This is a genomic window from Pantoea sp. Z09 (assembly GCF_022394795.1).
GTDB lineage: Bacteria > Pseudomonadota > Gammaproteobacteria > Enterobacterales > Enterobacteriaceae > Pantoea > Pantoea latae.
The window spans coordinates 3,794,594-3,810,573 of sequence record NZ_CP092373.1 but is presented as its reverse complement, the minus strand read 5'-3'; the positions used below and the strand labels follow the sequence as shown (position 1 = coordinate 3,810,573).

At 59.6% G+C, this 15,980-nt stretch carries 16 protein-coding genes; 8 read left to right on the top strand and 8 right to left on the bottom strand.

Going from position 1 to position 15,980, the window contains the following annotated elements:
- Nucleotides 1-2: 2 nt before the first annotated feature.
- A complete protein-coding gene (gene cysE / locus MC269_RS18160; RefSeq protein WP_033754376.1) occupies nucleotides 3-824 on the top strand; it encodes a serine O-acetyltransferase in 822 nt (273 codons plus the stop codon).
- Here the strand turns inward: cysE and trmL are convergent.
- Genes trmL through cpxR form a run of 3 tightly spaced genes read right to left on the bottom strand, consistent with a single transcriptional unit; the run spans nucleotide 821 to nucleotide 3,401 of the window.
- On the bottom strand, nucleotides 821-1,291 hold the full coding sequence (gene trmL, locus MC269_RS18155) for a tRNA (uridine(34)/cytosine(34)/5-carboxymethylaminomethyluridine(34)-2'-O)-methyltransferase TrmL (RefSeq protein WP_239953240.1): 471 nt from the start codon (nucleotides 1,289-1,291) through the stop codon (nucleotides 821-823). The genes cysE and trmL overlap by 4 nt on opposite strands.
- Before the next feature lie 35 nt (nucleotides 1,292-1,326).
- Nucleotides 1,327-2,706, bottom strand: a complete 1,380-nt coding sequence (gene cpxA / locus MC269_RS18150; RefSeq protein ID WP_081137841.1) for an envelope stress sensor histidine kinase CpxA — start codon at nucleotides 2,704-2,706, stop codon at nucleotides 1,327-1,329.
- The gene (cpxR, locus tag MC269_RS18145) at nucleotides 2,703-3,401 is read right to left on the bottom strand and encodes an envelope stress response regulator transcription factor CpxR (RefSeq protein WP_081137843.1); all 699 of its coding nucleotides are present in this window, start codon (nucleotides 3,399-3,401) and stop codon (nucleotides 2,703-2,705) included. Before cpxR ends, cpxA begins: the two co-directional genes overlap by 4 nt.
- Nucleotides 3,402-3,550: 149 nt before the next feature.
- Between cpxR and cpxP the strand changes: the two genes are divergently transcribed.
- From cpxP to MC269_RS18115, 6 genes are all read left to right on the top strand, one after another.
- Nucleotides 3,551-4,060 carry a cell-envelope stress modulator CpxP gene (gene cpxP / locus MC269_RS18140; RefSeq protein ID WP_081137845.1) on the top strand — a complete coding sequence of 170 codons (510 nt, stop codon included), beginning with the start codon at nucleotides 3,551-3,553 and terminating at the stop codon, nucleotides 4,058-4,060.
- 508 nt (nucleotides 4,061-4,568) lie between these two features.
- The gene (locus tag MC269_RS18135) at nucleotides 4,569-4,748 is read left to right on the top strand and encodes a general stress protein (RefSeq protein ID WP_081137847.1); all 180 of its coding nucleotides are present in this window, start codon (nucleotides 4,569-4,571) and stop codon (nucleotides 4,746-4,748) included.
- 207 nt (nucleotides 4,749-4,955) lie between these two features.
- Nucleotides 4,956-5,858 (top strand): CDF family cation-efflux transporter FieF, encoded by a 903-nt coding sequence (gene fieF / locus MC269_RS18130; RefSeq protein WP_239953239.1) that lies wholly within the window; start codon nucleotides 4,956-4,958, stop codon nucleotides 5,856-5,858.
- Between the two features lie 205 nt (nucleotides 5,859-6,063).
- Nucleotides 6,064-7,026 (top strand): 6-phosphofructokinase, encoded by a 963-nt coding sequence (gene pfkA / locus MC269_RS18125; protein WP_033754393.1) that lies wholly within the window; start codon nucleotides 6,064-6,066, stop codon nucleotides 7,024-7,026.
- Between the two features lie 148 nt (nucleotides 7,027-7,174).
- Nucleotides 7,175-8,164, top strand: a complete 990-nt coding sequence (locus tag MC269_RS18120; protein ID WP_239953238.1) for a sulfate ABC transporter substrate-binding protein — start codon at nucleotides 7,175-7,177, stop codon at nucleotides 8,162-8,164.
- Nucleotides 8,165-8,276: 112 nt separating this feature from the next.
- Nucleotides 8,277-9,035, top strand: a complete 759-nt coding sequence (locus MC269_RS18115; protein WP_239953237.1) for a CDP-diacylglycerol diphosphatase — start codon at nucleotides 8,277-8,279, stop codon at nucleotides 9,033-9,035.
- 466 nt (nucleotides 9,036-9,501) lie between these two features.
- Here the strand turns inward: MC269_RS18115 and tpiA are convergent, their stop codons facing one another.
- From tpiA to fpr, 3 genes are all read right to left on the bottom strand, one after another.
- Entirely contained in the window at nucleotides 9,502-10,269 is a 768-nt protein-coding gene (gene tpiA, locus MC269_RS18110) for a triose-phosphate isomerase (protein ID WP_081137855.1), read from the bottom strand.
- Nucleotides 10,270-10,352: 83 nt separating this feature from the next.
- Nucleotides 10,353-10,979, bottom strand: coding sequence for a DUF1454 family protein (locus MC269_RS18105; RefSeq protein ID WP_239953236.1), 627 nt, complete (start codon nucleotides 10,977-10,979; stop codon nucleotides 10,353-10,355).
- 118 nt (nucleotides 10,980-11,097) lie between these two features.
- On the bottom strand, nucleotides 11,098-11,844 hold the full coding sequence (fpr, locus tag MC269_RS18100; RefSeq protein ID WP_239953235.1) for a ferredoxin--NADP(+) reductase: 747 nt from the start codon (nucleotides 11,842-11,844) through the stop codon (nucleotides 11,098-11,100).
- A 288-nt stretch (nucleotides 11,845-12,132) separates the two neighbouring features.
- Here fpr and emrD point away from each other — a divergent pair, with 288 nt between their 5' ends.
- Complete coding sequence (emrD, locus tag MC269_RS18095) at nucleotides 12,133-13,323, top strand: multidrug efflux MFS transporter EmrD (RefSeq protein WP_239953234.1); 1,191 nt, start codon at nucleotides 12,133-12,135, stop codon at nucleotides 13,321-13,323.
- Here the strand turns inward: emrD and glpX are convergent.
- Complete coding sequence (glpX, locus tag MC269_RS18090; RefSeq protein WP_239953233.1) at nucleotides 13,313-14,323, bottom strand: class II fructose-bisphosphatase; 1,011 nt, start codon at nucleotides 14,321-14,323, stop codon at nucleotides 13,313-13,315. The two genes, emrD and glpX, sit on opposite strands and share 11 nt — an antisense overlap.
- Before the next feature lie 125 nt (nucleotides 14,324-14,448).
- A complete protein-coding gene (gene glpK / locus MC269_RS18085) occupies nucleotides 14,449-15,966 on the bottom strand; it encodes a glycerol kinase GlpK (RefSeq protein WP_081137864.1) in 1,518 nt (505 codons plus the stop codon).
- Nucleotides 15,967-15,980 lie beyond the last annotated feature (14 nt).

Genomic DNA, 15,980 nt, shown 5'->3' with positions numbered 1-15,980 from the left:
CAATGTCGTCTGATGAGTTAGAACTGGTCTGGAACAACATCAAAGCGGAAGCGCGCGCGCTGGCCGATTGCGAGCCGATGCTGGCCAGCTTTTATCATGCGACGTTGTTGAAGCACGAAAATCTCGGCAGCGCCCTGAGCTATATGCTGGCCAACAAGCTCGCCAATCCCATTATGCCCGCTATCGCCATTCGCGAAATCGTCGAAGAGGCCTATCGTCAGGATCCTTCGATGATCGCCTCGGCCGCGCTCGACATCCAGGCGGTGCGCCAGCGCGACCCGGCGGTGGACAAATACTCCACGCCGCTGCTCTATCTGAAAGGCTTTCACGCGCTGCAGGCGTATCGCATCGGCCACTGGCTGTGGAACGAAGGGCGCCGCGCCTTAGCGGTCTATCTGCAAAACGAAATTTCCGTCTCTTTCGCCGTTGATATCCATCCGGCGGCGAACATCGGCCACGGCATTATGCTCGACCACGCCACCGGCATCGTGATCGGCGAAACGGCGGTGGTAGAGAACGACGTCTCTATTCTGCAGTCAGTGACGCTTGGCGGCACCGGCAAAACCAGCGGCGATCGCCATCCGAAAATCCGCGAAGGGGTGATGATCGGCGCGGGCGCGAAAATCCTCGGCAATATCGAAGTGGGGCGCGGCGCGAAGATCGGCGCCGGCTCGGTGGTCTTGCAGCCGGTGCCGCCGCACACCACCGCAGCAGGCGTCCCAGCGCGCATCGTCGGCAAGCCGGCGAGCGACAAGCCCTCAATGGATATGGATCAGCACTTCAACGGCACCGTGCCGGGCTTCGAGTTCGGCGACGGCATCTAATCGCGACGGGCGCCGGCGTAATTCAGCTGGCGCCAGGCTTCGTACACCACCACCGATACCGCATTCGACAGGTTCATGCTGCGGCTCTCTGCGCGCATCGGGATGCGGATTTTTTGCTGCGCCGGCAGCGCATCCAGGATCTCGGCGGGCAGCCCGCGGCTCTCCGGTCCAAACAGCAGATAGTCGCCCGGCTGGTAGCTAACGGCACTGTGCGCCGGCGTGCCTTTGGTGGTGAGCGCAAAGAGTCGCGTCGGCTGCTCAGCGCGCAGAAACGCGGCGTAGCTCTCATGCTTCTGAATGGCGGTGAATTCGTGATAGTCGAGGCCGGCGCGGCGCAGCCGCTTGTCGTCCCAGGCGAAGCCGAGCGGCTCAATCAGATGCAGCTGAAAGCCGGTGTTGGCGCAGAGGCGGATAATATTGCCGGTATTCGGCGGGATTTCTGGTTCAAATAAGACGATGTTAAGCATAAGGCCCCCGATAACAGGGGCCGAAGCATAGCAAATTATTGGCGGCTGGAGGAGTAGAGCGGCAGCCAGAGCGTCAGGCGCAGACCGCCGAGCGGGCTGTCATCCGCTTTTACCCAGCCGCGATGCTGCTGTATCGCGGTTTCGACAATCGCCAGCCCCAGCCCGGTGCCGCCAGATTCGCGATCGCGCGCCTCATCGGTGCGATAAAACGGACGGAAAATCTGTTCGCGATCTTCCGGGCTGACGCCTGGGCCGTCATCGTCGACGTGCACCGTCAGGCCGCTGATATCCACCGAGAAGCTGACGCTGATATGCGAGTGCGAGTAGCGCAGCGCGTTGCGTACGATGTTCTCCAGTGCGCTCTCCAGCGCATGCGGGTTGCCGTAGAGCGGCCAGGGGCCGGGCGGATAGGGCACGTCGAGCTGCTTGCCCATCTGCTCGGCTTCAAACTTCGCATCCTCCAGCACGCCGTTCCAGAGCTGGTTCGCCTTCATCGCTTCGCTCACCAGCGCATTCTTGTGCTGGGTGCGCGACAGCACCAGCAGATCGTTAATCATGCCGTCCAGACGCTGGGCTTCGGTTTCAATGCGTTGCAGCTCTTTGCCTTCGCCCTGACGGCGACGCAGCAGCGCGGTGGCCAGCTGCAGTCGCGTCAGCGGCGTGCGCAGCTCGTGGCTGATATCGGAGAGCAGGCGCTGCTGCGACGTCATCATGCGCTCCAGCGCGCTCACCATCTGGTTGAAGCTCGAACCCGCGGCGAGGAACTCCTGCGGGCCAGACTCCAGTTCCGGATGCTGACGCAGGTTGCCGCTGGCGACTTCGTCCGCCGCGTGTTTCAGCTTGCGCGCCGGCCGCGCCAGGCTCCACGCCAGCCACAGCAGCAGCGGCGAGCTGATCAGCATGGTGACGATCAGCAGCAGCAGCGGGCGGTCAAACAGCAGGTTAACGAAATCGAGCTGCGAGCTGGTCGCCGGTCGAATCAGGTAGAGCTGATAGTTGTCTTCCCCGTCGCGGACGGCGAAGGGGCCGACCATTTCAATGCGGCCATACTTCTTTTTCTGCGGATGATCGGCGTTGTCGGACTGGCCGATAAAGTTACGGATCACCTGCATCTCGTTGTGCTGTGCGCCGATCACGCGGCCTTCGCTGGTCACCAGCAGCAGGCGCTGGCCTGGCGGTGCCCACTTGTCGATGGCGCGGAACAGGCGCCGCCACCACATTAAATCGTTGGGTGGATCCTGCGACAGCTCGGCTTCCACATGCTGTTCAATCATGGTGCCCTGACGCTGCTCGCTATCGAGCAGCGCGGTCATCTGGCGGGAATCCAGTTTGGGCACCATCAACACCAGCATCAACACCAGCGCCAGGGTTAACCAGAAGATAGCGAAGATGCGTGTGGTGAGGCTGCCGATCATGACGCCGAGACCATCAGATAGCCGCGTCCGCGCAGGGTTTTAAACCACGGATGGCCATCACGACGCTCGGGCAGCTTGCGGCGCAGATTGGAGATATGCATATCGATGGCGCGGTCAAACGGCGTCAGGCGCTTGCCAAGCACCTCCTGACTCAGGTGCTCGCGTGAGACCACCTGGCCGAGATGCTGCGCCAGCAGGTAGAGCAGGGTGAACTCGGTGCCGGTGAGATCCAGCGTCTGGTTGTCGAAGCTCGCCTCCTGACGACCCGGATTAAGCCGCAGGCAGTCCACTTCCAGCGTCGGCGAGCTGTTGTCGTGCTGCTGCTGCTGCTCGCTCCAGTTAGAACGGCGCAGTATCGCGCGTATGCGCGCCACCAGCTCGCGATCGTTGAACGGCTTAGGCAGATAGTCGTCCGCGCCCAGTTCGAGCCCCAGCACGCGATCCAGCTCGCTGCCGCGCGCGGTTAACATAATGACAGGCGTCTGATGCTGCTGGCGTAGCTCTTTCAGCGTGTCGATGCCGTTCTTTTTCGGCATCATCACATCGAGTAAAAGTAGATCAATAGAGGTGTCCAGCAGGCTTAACGCCTGTTCGCCGTCGCTGGCGACCACCACTTCAAACCCTTCCATTTCTAACAGTTCTTTAAGCAGCGAAGTCAATTCGCGGTCATCGTCAACCAACAGGATTTTATTCATTTTTTATTGCCCTCCGCAGGCAAAATACCGTGTTCCTGACTTGTCAATCCAACGCTTTACGTAGTTTTACACCCCCTGACGGATGTTTGCAGCTATCGCCGTACACTGGCTCTCGTTGAATCGCAAAACGGAACGAACTGGAGTAAACGATGCGCACAGTAACCGCCGTCGTCCTTGCCTCAGCGATGGTTCTCAATCACGCCAGCGCAGGAGCAGCAGACACGACGACGATTGACGAAATGCATCACGGCGGATTGACGACAGGCAGTATGACGCAAAATCCGCAAAGCCACATGTTCGACGGCATTGAGTTGACGGAAGAGCAGCGTCAACAGATGCGCGACCTGATGCAGCAAGCGCGACATGAACGCGCCCCGGTCAGCATCAACGATATCGAAAACATGCATGGCCTGATTACGGCAGAGACATTCAACGAAGCGGCCATTCGTGCCCAGGCTGAAAAGATCGCCCAGGCGCAGATCGAACAACATGTCGAAATGGCGCGCATTCGCAACCAGATGTACCACCTGCTAACGCCGGCCCAGCAGGCCACGTTGCAAAAGAATTACGAGCGGCGTCTCTCCGAGTTACGCAAGCTCTCAAATTTGCAGTCAGCGTCATCGCTGCAAGCAGTGAGTAGTACCAGCAGTAACCAGTAACATAGTATCCCTGTTTTCCTTGCCATAGACACCATCCCTGTCTTCCCCGCCATGATGGCGGGGTTTTTTTTGCCCTTTTTGCGCGCGCCGGGCACCGGTGTCAACCCTGGCCGCCGGATAGCGCGTCGGCATTAACACTTCATTTAAGAAGGGTACTAACCCTTTAAAACCGCAGTGAATTGACAAAATATTTCTTTTCAACGCCTCGTTTATTTTATCGATGGCATATCTTATGTCAGCTTAATATATGCTTAAGCGAATCGGTTAAATATTCAAAGCGAAGCGAAGATTTATTTAAATATATGATAATAAGCAAACAAATATTGCTGTCATATATTAATTATAAACAAAATCATATACTTATTATTTTATATCTTTTCTTGAATTCCCCACGGTTGCTTCTACAATTACTCCTGTCGCAGCAAGGAAGTCGCACATCCCGGGAATTTAAATGGAGTGCATTAACCACATTACGTAAATCAATCTGAATATATTAACGGAGTACGTTATGGCAGAACATCGTGGTGGTTCAGGCAATTTCGCAGACAACCCGCAGAAAGCGTCTGAAGCCGGTAAAAAAGGCGGACAGAACAGCGGCGGTAACTTCAAAAATGACCGTGAAAAAGCCTCTGAAGCAGGCAAAAAAGGCGGTCAGAACAGCCACGGCGGCGGCCGCAGCTCTTCCTGACAGTTTTAGAGCTAAGCTGTAATCGTGCGTTTCCCAACCGGGAAACGATACCCCGTCCTCTTTGAGGGCGGGGTTTGTTTTTTCAGGGTTTTAATCCGCTTTTCTCTTCTGGTGATGCAGGGTTTATGCGCAGCGACGCGCGGGATGTTAAACTTTAGCCATTCCTTTGTTTTGCGTGCATGCCAGCAATGGCACAGGGAGCCCATTATGCAGCCCACCTATGCTCGTCTGGTTAAACGCGCTGCGCTGGCGGCGACGGCCCTGGCGACCTGCCTGCTGATCGTGAAGATTTTCGCCTGGTGGTACACCGGATCGGTGAGCCTGCTGGCGGGTCTGGTCGACTCGCTGGTGGATATCGCCGCCTCGCTGACCAATCTGCTGGTGGTGCGCTACGCGCTGCAGCCTGCTGACGCCGATCATACTTTTGGCCACGGCAAAGCGGAATCGCTGGCGGCGCTGGCGCAAAGCATGTTTATCTCCGGCTCGGCGCTGTTCCTGTTCTTAACCGGCATTCAGCATCTTGCCTCGCCCAATACGCTGCGCGCGCCGCTGGTCGGCGTGGTGGTGACCGTGGTCGCGCTCTTTTCGACGCTGCTGCTGGTGGCGTTTCAGCGGTGGGTGGTGCGCCACACGCACAGCCAGGCGATCCGCGCCGATATGCTGCACTACCAGTCCGATGTGGTGATGAATGGCGCTATCCTGATCGCACTTGCCCTGAGCAGCTACGGCTTCGCCCGCGCCGACGCGCTTTTCGCGTTAGGCATCGGCGTTTATATCCTCTATAGCGCGCTGCGTATGGGCTACGACGCCGTGCAGTCGCTGCTGGACCGCGCGCTGCCTGAGGAAGAGCACACTATCATTCTGGAGCTGGCTCTGAACTGGCCTGGGGTAGAGGGCGTGCACGACGTGCGCACGCGCCAGTCAGGTCCGACTAAATTTATTCAGCTGCATCTGGAGCTGGACGATAATTTGCCGCTGGTGCAGGCGCATCGCGTGGCGGATCAGGTGGAAAAGGCGCTGCTGCGACGTTTTCCCGGATCGGACGTGATTATTCATCAGGATCCCTGCTCGGTGGTGCCGCTCGAACAGCAAAACTCACCCGGCTTTTAACCGGATTGAATCAGTTTCAACTATTTAAAATGACGAAGCGCTAACATTCCTGCAAAAAAATTAGTGAAAACTTGTCTGACCTGAATCAATTCAGCAGCAAGCCTTTGATATACTATCTGCCATCACGGGTCGCGCATAACGATATGCCGCTAAGCGGCGCACGACAGGCAGGATTAACTTACGTATTCACAATCCAGAGGTTGTCATGATCAAAAAAATTGGTGTATTGACCAGCGGCGGCGACGCCCCAGGCATGAACGCAGCCATTCGCGGTGTTGTGCGATCAGCGCTGAGCGAAGGACTGGAAGTTTTTGGTATCTATGACGGCTATCTGGGACTGTATGAAGACCGGATGATCAATCTCGACCGCTACAGCGTGTCGGATATGATTAACCGCGGCGGCACCTTCCTTGGCTCAGCGCGTTTTCCAGAGTTCCGCAATGACGAAGTGCGTCAGGTGGCCATCGAGAATATGAAAAAGCGTGGCATCGACGCGCTGGTGGTTATCGGCGGCGACGGCTCCTATATGGGCGCCAAGCGACTGACCGAAATGGGCTTTCCCTGCATCGGCCTGCCGGGCACCATCGATAACGACGTGGCAGGCACCGACTACACCATCGGCTACTTTACCGCGCTGGAAACCGTGGTCGAGGCGATCGACCGCCTGCGCGACACCTCTTCCTCGCACCAGCGTATCTCGATTGTTGAAGTGATGGGGCGCTACTGCGGCGATCTGACGCTGGCGGCGGCGATTGCGGGCGGCTGTGAATTTATCGTGCTGCCGGAAATCCCCTACACCCGCGAAGAGCTGGTGATGGAGATCAAAGCCGGCATCGCCAAAGGCAAAAAGCACGCTATCGTGGCGATCACCGAACATATCTGCGATATCGACGATCTGGCGAAGTACATCGAAGCGGAAACCAAACGCGAAACGCGCGCCACGGTGCTGGGCCATATCCAGCGCGGCGGCGCGCCCTGCGCCTACGACCGTATTCTGGCGTCGCGCATGGGCGCCTACGCGATTGAGCTGCTGCTGCAGGGCTACGGCGGCCGCTGCGTCGGCATTCAGAACGAGAAGATGGTGCATCACGACATCATCGACGCCATTGAAAATATGAAGCGTCCGTTTAAACGCGACTGGCTGGAAACCGCAAAAAAACTCTACTGATCCCCGGTCTTATTGCGACGCGCCTGAACGGCGCGTCTGCTTTCCGCTGTCTATATTCCACGCGGTTATAAATCCTTATTTTTAATTCTTTTAGCTCTAAAATGGTTTATGTCACCCTACCGGCCTGATGACCTTGGGAGAGTGCATAATGAACAAGTGGAGTATCGGTATTACCCTTCTGCTGGCCTCTGCCAGCGTTTTGGCAAAGGATTACCAGCTACTGAACGTCTCTTACGATCCGACGCGCGAGCTGTATGAGCAGTACAACAAGGCTTTCGCGGCGCACTACAAGCAGGAAACCGGCGATAACGTGGTCATCCGTCAGTCGCACGGCGGCTCAGGCAAGCAGGCGACCTCGGTGATTAACGGCATTCGCGCCGACGTGGTGACCCTGGCGTTACAGTCCGATGTCGATGCCATCGCCGAGCGCGGCCGCATCGATAAGAACTGGCAGAAGCGTCTGCCGGACAACTCCGCGCCCTATACCTCCACCATTGTCTTCCTGGTGCGTAAAGGCAACCCGAAAGGCATTCACGACTGGCCGGATCTGATCAAGCCAGGCGTATCGGTCATCACCCCGAATCCAAAAACCTCAGGCGGCGCGCGCTGGAACTATCTGGCCGCATGGGGCTGGGCGCTGGATCAAAACAACGGCGACCAGGCGAAGGCCCAGGCCTACGTCAAAGCGCTGTTCAAAAACGTCGAAGTGCAGGACTCCGGCGCGCGCGGCGCAACCAACACCTTCGTGGAGCGCGGTATCGGCGACGTGTTGATCGCCTGGGAAAACGAAGCCTATCTGGCGGTCGACAAGCTGGGTAAAGACAAATTTGAAATCGTCACGCCGAGCGAATCGATTCTGGCAGAGCCGACCGTATCCGTGGTGGATAAAGTGGCGGACGCACAGGGCACGCGTAGCGTTGCCGACGCCTATCTGAAGTACCTCTACTCGCCGGAAGGCCAGACCATCGCGGCGCAGAACTTCTATCGTCCGCGCGATGCAGAGGTGGCGAAGAAATTCGCCAGCACCTTTGCGCCGGTGAAGCTGTTTACCATCGACAATAAGTTCGGCGGCTGGACGCAGGCGCAGAAAACGCACTTTGCTGATGGCGGCACCTACGATCAGGTGATGAAGCCTTAATCGTTCGCCAGAGAGCAAACGGCCAGCCAGCGCGCTGGCCGTTTTTATTTGTGCGTGACATTGCGCAGCCGCCAGGCGAGGATGCGCAAAAAGCCAAGAGAGAAATCCCGCTATGCCTGGAAGCCGTCGTGCGCTGCGTCTGATTGCGCTTTCTCTGCTGCTGCTGATCGGCGGCCTGGCGATCGCCGCTTTCCACCTGCATAAAAACAGCGATGCGCTGTGGCAAATCGTCAGCGAAAAGTGCGAGCCGAATCAGCGCGCAAGCGGTTCGCCTGCGCCCTGCCAGCGCGTCGCGCTTGATCAAGGCTATGCGCTGCTTAAAGATCTCAACGGGCCGCTGCAGTACCTGCTGATTCCGCTGGCGAAAATCACCGGCATGGAAAGCCCGGCGCTGCTGGAGCCCGCCACGCCCAACTTTTTCGCCTTCGCCTGGCAGGCGCGCACGCAGCTGGCGGTACGGCGCGGCGCGCCCATCGCCGACAGCGCGCTGTCGCTGGCGATCAACGCCGAGTATGGCCGCACCCAGAATCAGCTGCATATTCACATCTCCTGCCTGCGGCCCGACGTGCGCCGCGCGCTGGACCGCCTCGCGCCTGGTCTCTCCAGCCGCTGGCAGAAGGCCACGCTGCTGCGCCACGCCTACCAGATACGCACGCTCACGCTGCCGGAGCTGACGCAGCAGAGCCCGTTTATCCGCATAGCGCAGGAGATCCCTGAAGCGCGTGAAGAAATGGGCAGCTATGGCGTGGCGCTGGCAGCGCTGCCGGACGGACGTCTGGCGCTGATGGCGCTAGCGCGCAACTGGCTGCTGCTCAATCGCGGATCGGCAGAGGAGCTGCAGGACCACCGCTGTGAGATTTTGCAGCCATAAAAAAAGCGATCTGAAGGCTAATACTGGTCAGTTAAGCATGGGGTGATAACGCAGTCTGGTGCCGCTCAGGGGCGGGCGGTCCTCGCGCCGCTGACGCGGTACCTTCACGTCATTCGTCTGCCTGACGGACCGGTGGGGATGGAACCTTCCTGTTCCAGCCCCACCTTTCGCCCGCTTCCTTGCGGGCTCTCCTGGCAGCCTCATTCTGTTCAGCGCTGCGAAATGCCCGCCCCTGAGCAGCCCCAGCCTGCTGGCCAGCTTCCGTGGGCGCTGCTGGAAAGGGCATAAGGGAGCGGCCGGCAGCGTTTCAACTGCTACAAAGGGCACCCTGTCTGAGGCCACCGCACCAGCATGCTCACACGCATATAAAAAAGGCCGCCATTTAGAGAAAATAGCGGCCTTACCTGAACATGAGCTTAACTGACAAGCATTAGCCTGAAAGCCGCTTTTTTTCGTCTGTCGGGGATTAGGCTTTTTTCGCTTCCGCCGCCGCTTTCACGATTACCGCGAAGGCGTCAGCTTTCAGCGAGGCGCCACCGACCAGCGCGCCGTCGATATCCGGCTGGGTAAAGAGTTCAGCCGCGTTTTTATCGTTAACGGAACCGCCGTACTGAATGATGACCTGCTCAGCGACCGCCGCGTCTTTCTTCGCGATGTGCTGGCGAATAAATTTGTGCACCGCCTGCGCCTGCGCCGGGGTGGCAGATTTGCCGGTGCCGATCGCCCAGACCGGTTCGTAGGCGATAACCACGCCATTAAAGGCTTCTGCGCCCTGGGTTTCCAGCACGGCGTCGATCTGACGCGCGCACACTTCTTCCGTCTGGCCCGCTTCGTTTTCCGCTTCGGTTTCGCCAATGCACAGCACCGGCACCAGGCCAGCCGCTTTCAGCACGGCGAATTTCTTCGCGATAAACTCGTCGCTCTCTTTGTGGTAGGTGCGACGCTCAGAGTGGCCGATAATGATATATTTCGCGCCGATGTCTTTCAGCATCTCTGCGGAGGTTTCGCCAGTAAATGCGCCAGACAGATTAACGTCGACGTTCTGCGCGCCCAGGGCGATATGGCTGCCGGAGACGGCGTGCTTCGCCTGGTCGAGATAGATAGCGGGCGGGGCGATAGCGACGCCGCAACCGTCGACGCCGGAAAGCGCTTTGCGCAGGCCTTCGATCAGCTCGCTCGTCATCTGCTTGCTGCCATTCAGTTTCCAGTTACCCATAACCAATGGATGTCGCATTCTATCCTCCGCGTTACGCGATTCATTAAATTGCACTGCCGTCAGGCAGCGTAGACTGCCAGACAGTATAGAGATCTCTCTGGTCAATGGCTTTGCTTTTCGTCATTTTTGCCGTCCTGATCGGCGGGCGGCAGCGTCAGTTTTAACGGCTCGATAGCGAAGGTCAGCCCCTTGTCGCCGTTGTCCGCCACCACGAAACGCAGCGCGCCTTCGTTGCGGGAAAAATAGCGTGCGCCTTTGCCCTCGCTGAGCAGCGCGTTGAGCTTTTGCCGCGCCTCATCCGGCGTTAAGCCCGAGACAAAAAAGCGCAGCAGCGCCGTCATATAGGCCATCGCTTTCTCCTGGGACGCCTTTTCATCCGGACCCGGCACCGGCAGCCAGGTAAGCTGAAGCGTTTTCACCTTGCCGGTTCCCTGCTCGAGCGCGGTAGAGGCGTAGAGCGTTTCGCTGATTTTGCTCGCCGCGCGGGTCAGGCGGCTGCTGTCATTCTTGCTGTCGATGGCGCGATACTCCATCAGCGGCAGGTCGGCATTCGCGGCGTTGTATTGCTCGCGGAACTGGCCGATGGTCATATCAAACGTCGGCGCACCCGCCAGCAGATAGGGCGCGGCAGGCACGGATTCGCTGCGCTCGCGCGGCGGGAGATCGGCGGCAAATGCCGGAGCCGTCAGCGCAAGGCTCAGCAGCAGCGCGCCAGGCAAATTCTTCATTTTGTAGGCTCTGACCAGTAATTTCTGCGCTAAATTAGAACGGTTTTTACCGGTGAAAGTCAAAAGCGCGACGGACGAAATTTCTGTCAGAGCAGGAATTATCGCAACGCAGCGCGGCTTACCAGTAGTGCTCGCTGGTGATATGGCCGGGTTTGCGCTTCAGATGTTTGCGCATGTCGCGCGTCTCTTTCAGCAGCTGCTGGGTGTCGCGCACCATCTGCGGGTTGCCGCACAGCATAATATGGCCCGATTCCGCCTCTATCGGCAGGCCCACCGCACGCTCCAGCTCGCCGCTCTCAATCAGCGCCGGCACGCGTCCGGTCAGCGAGCCGGCGGCGGTTTCGCGGCTCACCACCGTCTGGATACGCAGCTTGCCGTTGTAGATCTGCTGCAGCGACTGCATCAGCGGCAGGTAGCTCAGATCGGCGGCGTAGCGCACCGCGTGCACCAGCACGATATGCTCGAAGCGGTCGAGGCCTTCGCCCTGTTGCAGAATAGATAAGTAGGGGCCAATCGCCGTGCCGGTCGCCAGCATCCACAGGGTGTTGCACGGTGGGATCTCATCCAGCACAAAAAAACCGGCGGCCTCTTTGGTGACCATCACGCTGTCGCCGGGCTTAAGCGCCTGCAGACGCGGACTGAGTTTGCCCTCCGGCACCGTCACCAGATAGAACTCCAGCAGCGGATCGCTGGGCGCGTTGACGTAGGAGTAGGCGCGCTGCACCCGTTCGCCATCAATCTCCAGCGCCAGCTTGGCGAACTGTCCGGCGGTAAACGTGTCGATCGGCGCATGCACCCGCAGGCTGAACAGCGCGTCCGTCCAGTTTTTCACTTCCTTTACTTGCGCATTGACCCATTCGGCCATGGTTACTCTCCCGGTCGTTGATTTTTCAGGCACAAAGATATCATCGCGGCTGCACGGCGGATTTTCCACCCGGCCGCCGGTTTTTAGGCTCTAATCGACAAACGCGCCGCACGCCGCGTCACGCGTTGCGCGCTGTTGACAAGGTGGTACGAAAACTTGACGCCGCCGCGCCGACAGCTTTGGCGCTGCCTCTCGATTTGTCACGGATTCCTGATATTTTTCCCGCCATTATCCCGACGCAGCACGTTTTGCTGCTGAGTTAACGTTATTTCCCAGACTGAGATGTCGATGAAGAAGATGGAAAATCAGCCGCTGCTGCTGATGTTGATTTTAATGCTGGCGGTAGGGCAGATGGCGCAGACAATCTACGTGCCGGCGATGGCTGCGATGGCGGACGCGCTTAACGTGCATGACGGCACGCTGCAGCGCGTGATGGCAGCCTATCTGATGACCTATGGCGGATCCCAGCTGATCTATGGTCCGCTTTCCGACAGCGTCGGGCGTCGTCCGGTGATCCTCGCCGGGATGACGATCTTTATGATCGGTGCCGTTACCTCAATGCTGGCGCCCTCGCTGAACGTGCTGGTGCTGGGCAGCGCCATTCAGGGGCTGGGCACCGGCGTAGCGGGCGTGATGGCGCGCACCATGCCGCGCGACCTCTACGCGGGCGTCGCGCTGCGTCAGGCCAACAGCCTGCTGAATATGGGACTGCTGGTGAGCCCGCTGCTGGCACCGGTGATCGGCGCGCTGCTGACGAAGCTGTTCGGCTGGCACGCCTGTTTCGCCTTCCTGCTGCTGCTCTGCGTCGCGGTGACCGGTGCGATGGCGCGCTGGCTGCCGGAGACACGCCCGCAGGGCGGCGAGGTAACGCCTTTTTTCCGGCGCTATCAGCGCCTGCTGAGCGACGCCAGCTTTGTGCGTTTTATCGTGCTGCTGATCGGCGCGCTGGCGGGCATCGCGGTATTTGAAGCGAGCTGCGGCGTGCTGCTGGGCGGCGTGCTCGGGCTGGATGCGTTCACCGTGAGCATTCTGTTTATTCTGCCAATCCCCGCCGCCTTTTTCGGCGCGTGGTTTGCCGGACGCGAAACGCGCTCGTGGCACAGCCTGATGTGGACCGGCGTCAACAGCTGCCTGCTGGCGGGCGCGCTGATGTGGATCCCGGCGTGGTTCGGCGTGATGAACATCTGGACGCTGCTGGTGCCCGCCGCGCTCTTCTTCTTCGGCGCGGGCATGCTGTTTCCGCTGGCGACCTCAGGCGCGATGGAGCCTTACGCCTGGCTGGCGGGCAGCGCCGGCGCGCTGATTGGCGGATTGCAGAATCTGGGATCGGGCGTGGTCGCCTGGGCGTCCGCGCTGCTGCCGCAGCGCGACCAGTTCAGCCTGGGGATGCTGATGTTCGCCACCGCGCTGGTGATGCTGCTCTGCTGGCTGCCGCTGTCGCGCCAGCCAGAAAGTCAAAGCGGCACGGTTACAGGATAAACGGGTGCAGCGCCGCGTCTTTGCGATCCAGATAGTGGATCGACTGGATGCGGCGAATGGTGCGCGACTTGCCGCGGATCAGCAGGGTTTCGCTGGTGGCGATATTGCCCTGACGCGTAATGCCCTTCAGCAAATCGCCGCTGGTGATGCCGGTGGCGGCGAAAATCACGTTGTCGTTGCGCGCCATACGCGCCAGCGGCAGCACCTCGCCCGTGTTAATGCCCATCTCGTGGCAGCGCGCCAGCTCCTGCTCGCCGATGCGGCGATTCTCTTCGCTCTCGCCTTTGACCTCGTGACGCGGCAGCAGACGGCCCTGCATATCGCCGTCCAGCGCGCGGATCACCGCCGCCGACACTACGCCTTCCGGCGCGCCACCGATGCCGTAGAGCACGTCGACTTCGCTGTCGGGCATACAGGTAAGGATAGAGGCCGCCACGTCGCCGTCGGGGAAGGCGAAGACGCGCACGCCAAGCTGCTGCAGCTGCGCAATAACGGCGTCGTGGCGCGGTTTCGCCAGAATAGAGACCGTCAGCTGCGTCAGCGATTTATTCAGCGCCGCGGCGATATTACGCAGGTTGGTTTCCAGCGGCAGGTTGAGATCGATATGCCCGCGCGCCGCCGGACCGACAATCAGCTTCTCCATATACATATCCGGCGCGTGCAGAAAGCTGCCTTTGTCGCCGACCGCCAGCACCGCCAGCGCGTTGGCCTGGCCCATGGCGGTCATGCGCGTGCCCTCGATCGGATCGACCGCGATATCGACCGCGTCGCCGCGCCCGCTGCCGACCTTTTCGCCGATATAGAGCATCGGCGCCTCATCGATCTCACCTTCGCCAATCACAATCTGGCCGTCGATATCGATGGTGTTAAGGACGTGTCGCATGGCGTGGACGGCGGCGCCGTCGGCGCTGTTCTTGTCGCCGCGACCCAGCCAGCGATAGCCAGCTAAGGCCGCCGCCTCGGTCACGCGGGAAAATTCTATGGCGAGTTCTCGTTTCATGGCCTGCACCTGATGCAAAAAGGGCAGTGTAGCACAGCGGGGAAGCGCAAAAAAAAGCCCGCGACAGGGTCGCGGGCTCGGAGAAGAGAGACAAGGTCCCGCGCCGGTGGGCGCGGGAGAAGCCATTACTCGTCGTGATCTTCCCATGCCTGCGCGCGCGCCACTGCTTTGCGCCAGCCGGCGTAGCGAACGTTGCGCTCGGTGGTTTCGATGCTCGGACGGAATTCACGTTCGATCACCGCCTTGGCGCGCACCTCTTCCAGATCGTTCCAGAAGCCGACCGCCAGACCCGCCAGATAGGCGGCGCCCAGCGCGGTCACTTCGCGCACTTCCGGACGCTCAACGCGCGTGCCGAGAATGTCCGACTGGAACTGCATCAGGAAGTTGTTCGCCACCGCGCCGCCATCCACGCGCAGCGACTGCAGACGGGTATCAGCGTCGTTCTGCATCGCTTCCAGCACGTCGCGCGTCTGGTAGGCGATAGACTCCAGCGTGGCGCGAATAATGTGGTTGGCGTTGGCGCCGCGCGTCAGGCCGAAAATCGCGCCGCGCGCATAGGGATCCCAGTAGGGCGCGCCCAAGCCGGTAAAGGCCGGAACCATATAGACGCCGTTGGTATCTTTCACCTTAAGCGCGAAGTATTCCGAGTCGGTGGAGTCGCTGATCAGCTTCATCTCGTCGCGCAGCCACTGAATAGAGGCGCCGCCGATAAACACCGCGCCTTCCAGCGCGTAGTTCACTTCGCCGCGCGGGCCGCAGGCGATGGTGGTCAGCAGGCCGTGCGACGAGGTCACCGCTTCGGTGCCGGTGTTCATCAGCATAAAGCAGCCGGTGCCGTAGGTGTTTTTCGCCATGCCCGGCTGCACGCAGAGCTGGCCGTAGAGCGCCGCCTGCTGGTCGCCTGCGATACCGGCGATAGGAATACGGGTGCCGCCTTTACCGCCGATGTTGGTCTGGCCGTAAATCTCAGAAGAGCCTTTCACTTCCGGCAGCATTTCACGCGGAATGTCGAGGATCTCCAGCATACGCTGATCCCATTCCAGCTTGTGAATGTTGTACATCATGGTGCGCGAGGCGTTGGTGTGGTCGGTCACATGCACGCGGCCCTGGGTCATTTTCCAGATCAGCCAGGTGTCCACGGTGCCGAACAGCAGTTCGCCACGCTTCGCGCGTTCGCGCGCCCCTTCCACATGGTCGAGGATCCACTTCACCTTGGTGCCGGAGAAGTAGGGGTTAATCACCAGGCCGGTGGTGTGCTGGATGTACTCTTCCAGCCCCTCTTTTTTCAGCTTGTTACAGTAGTCAGCGGTGCGCGGATCCTGCCAGACGATAGCGTTGTAGATCGGCTTGCCGCTCTCTTTGTCCCAGACGATCGCGGTTTCGCGCTGGTTGGTAATGCCGATGGCGGCAATCTCGTCAGAGCGGATGTCGGCGTGCGCCAGCACCTCGACCAGCGTCGAGCTTTGCGATGCCCAGATATCCATCGGGTCGTGCTCTACCCAGCCCGCTTTCGGGTAGATCTGGGTGAATTCGCGCTGTGATACCGCAACGATGTTGGCGTCGTGATCCAGCACAACGGCGCGCGAGCTGGTAGTGCCCTGGTCGAGCGCAACAATATATTTTTTATCAGTGGTAGTCGTCATAATGCATTCCCGAT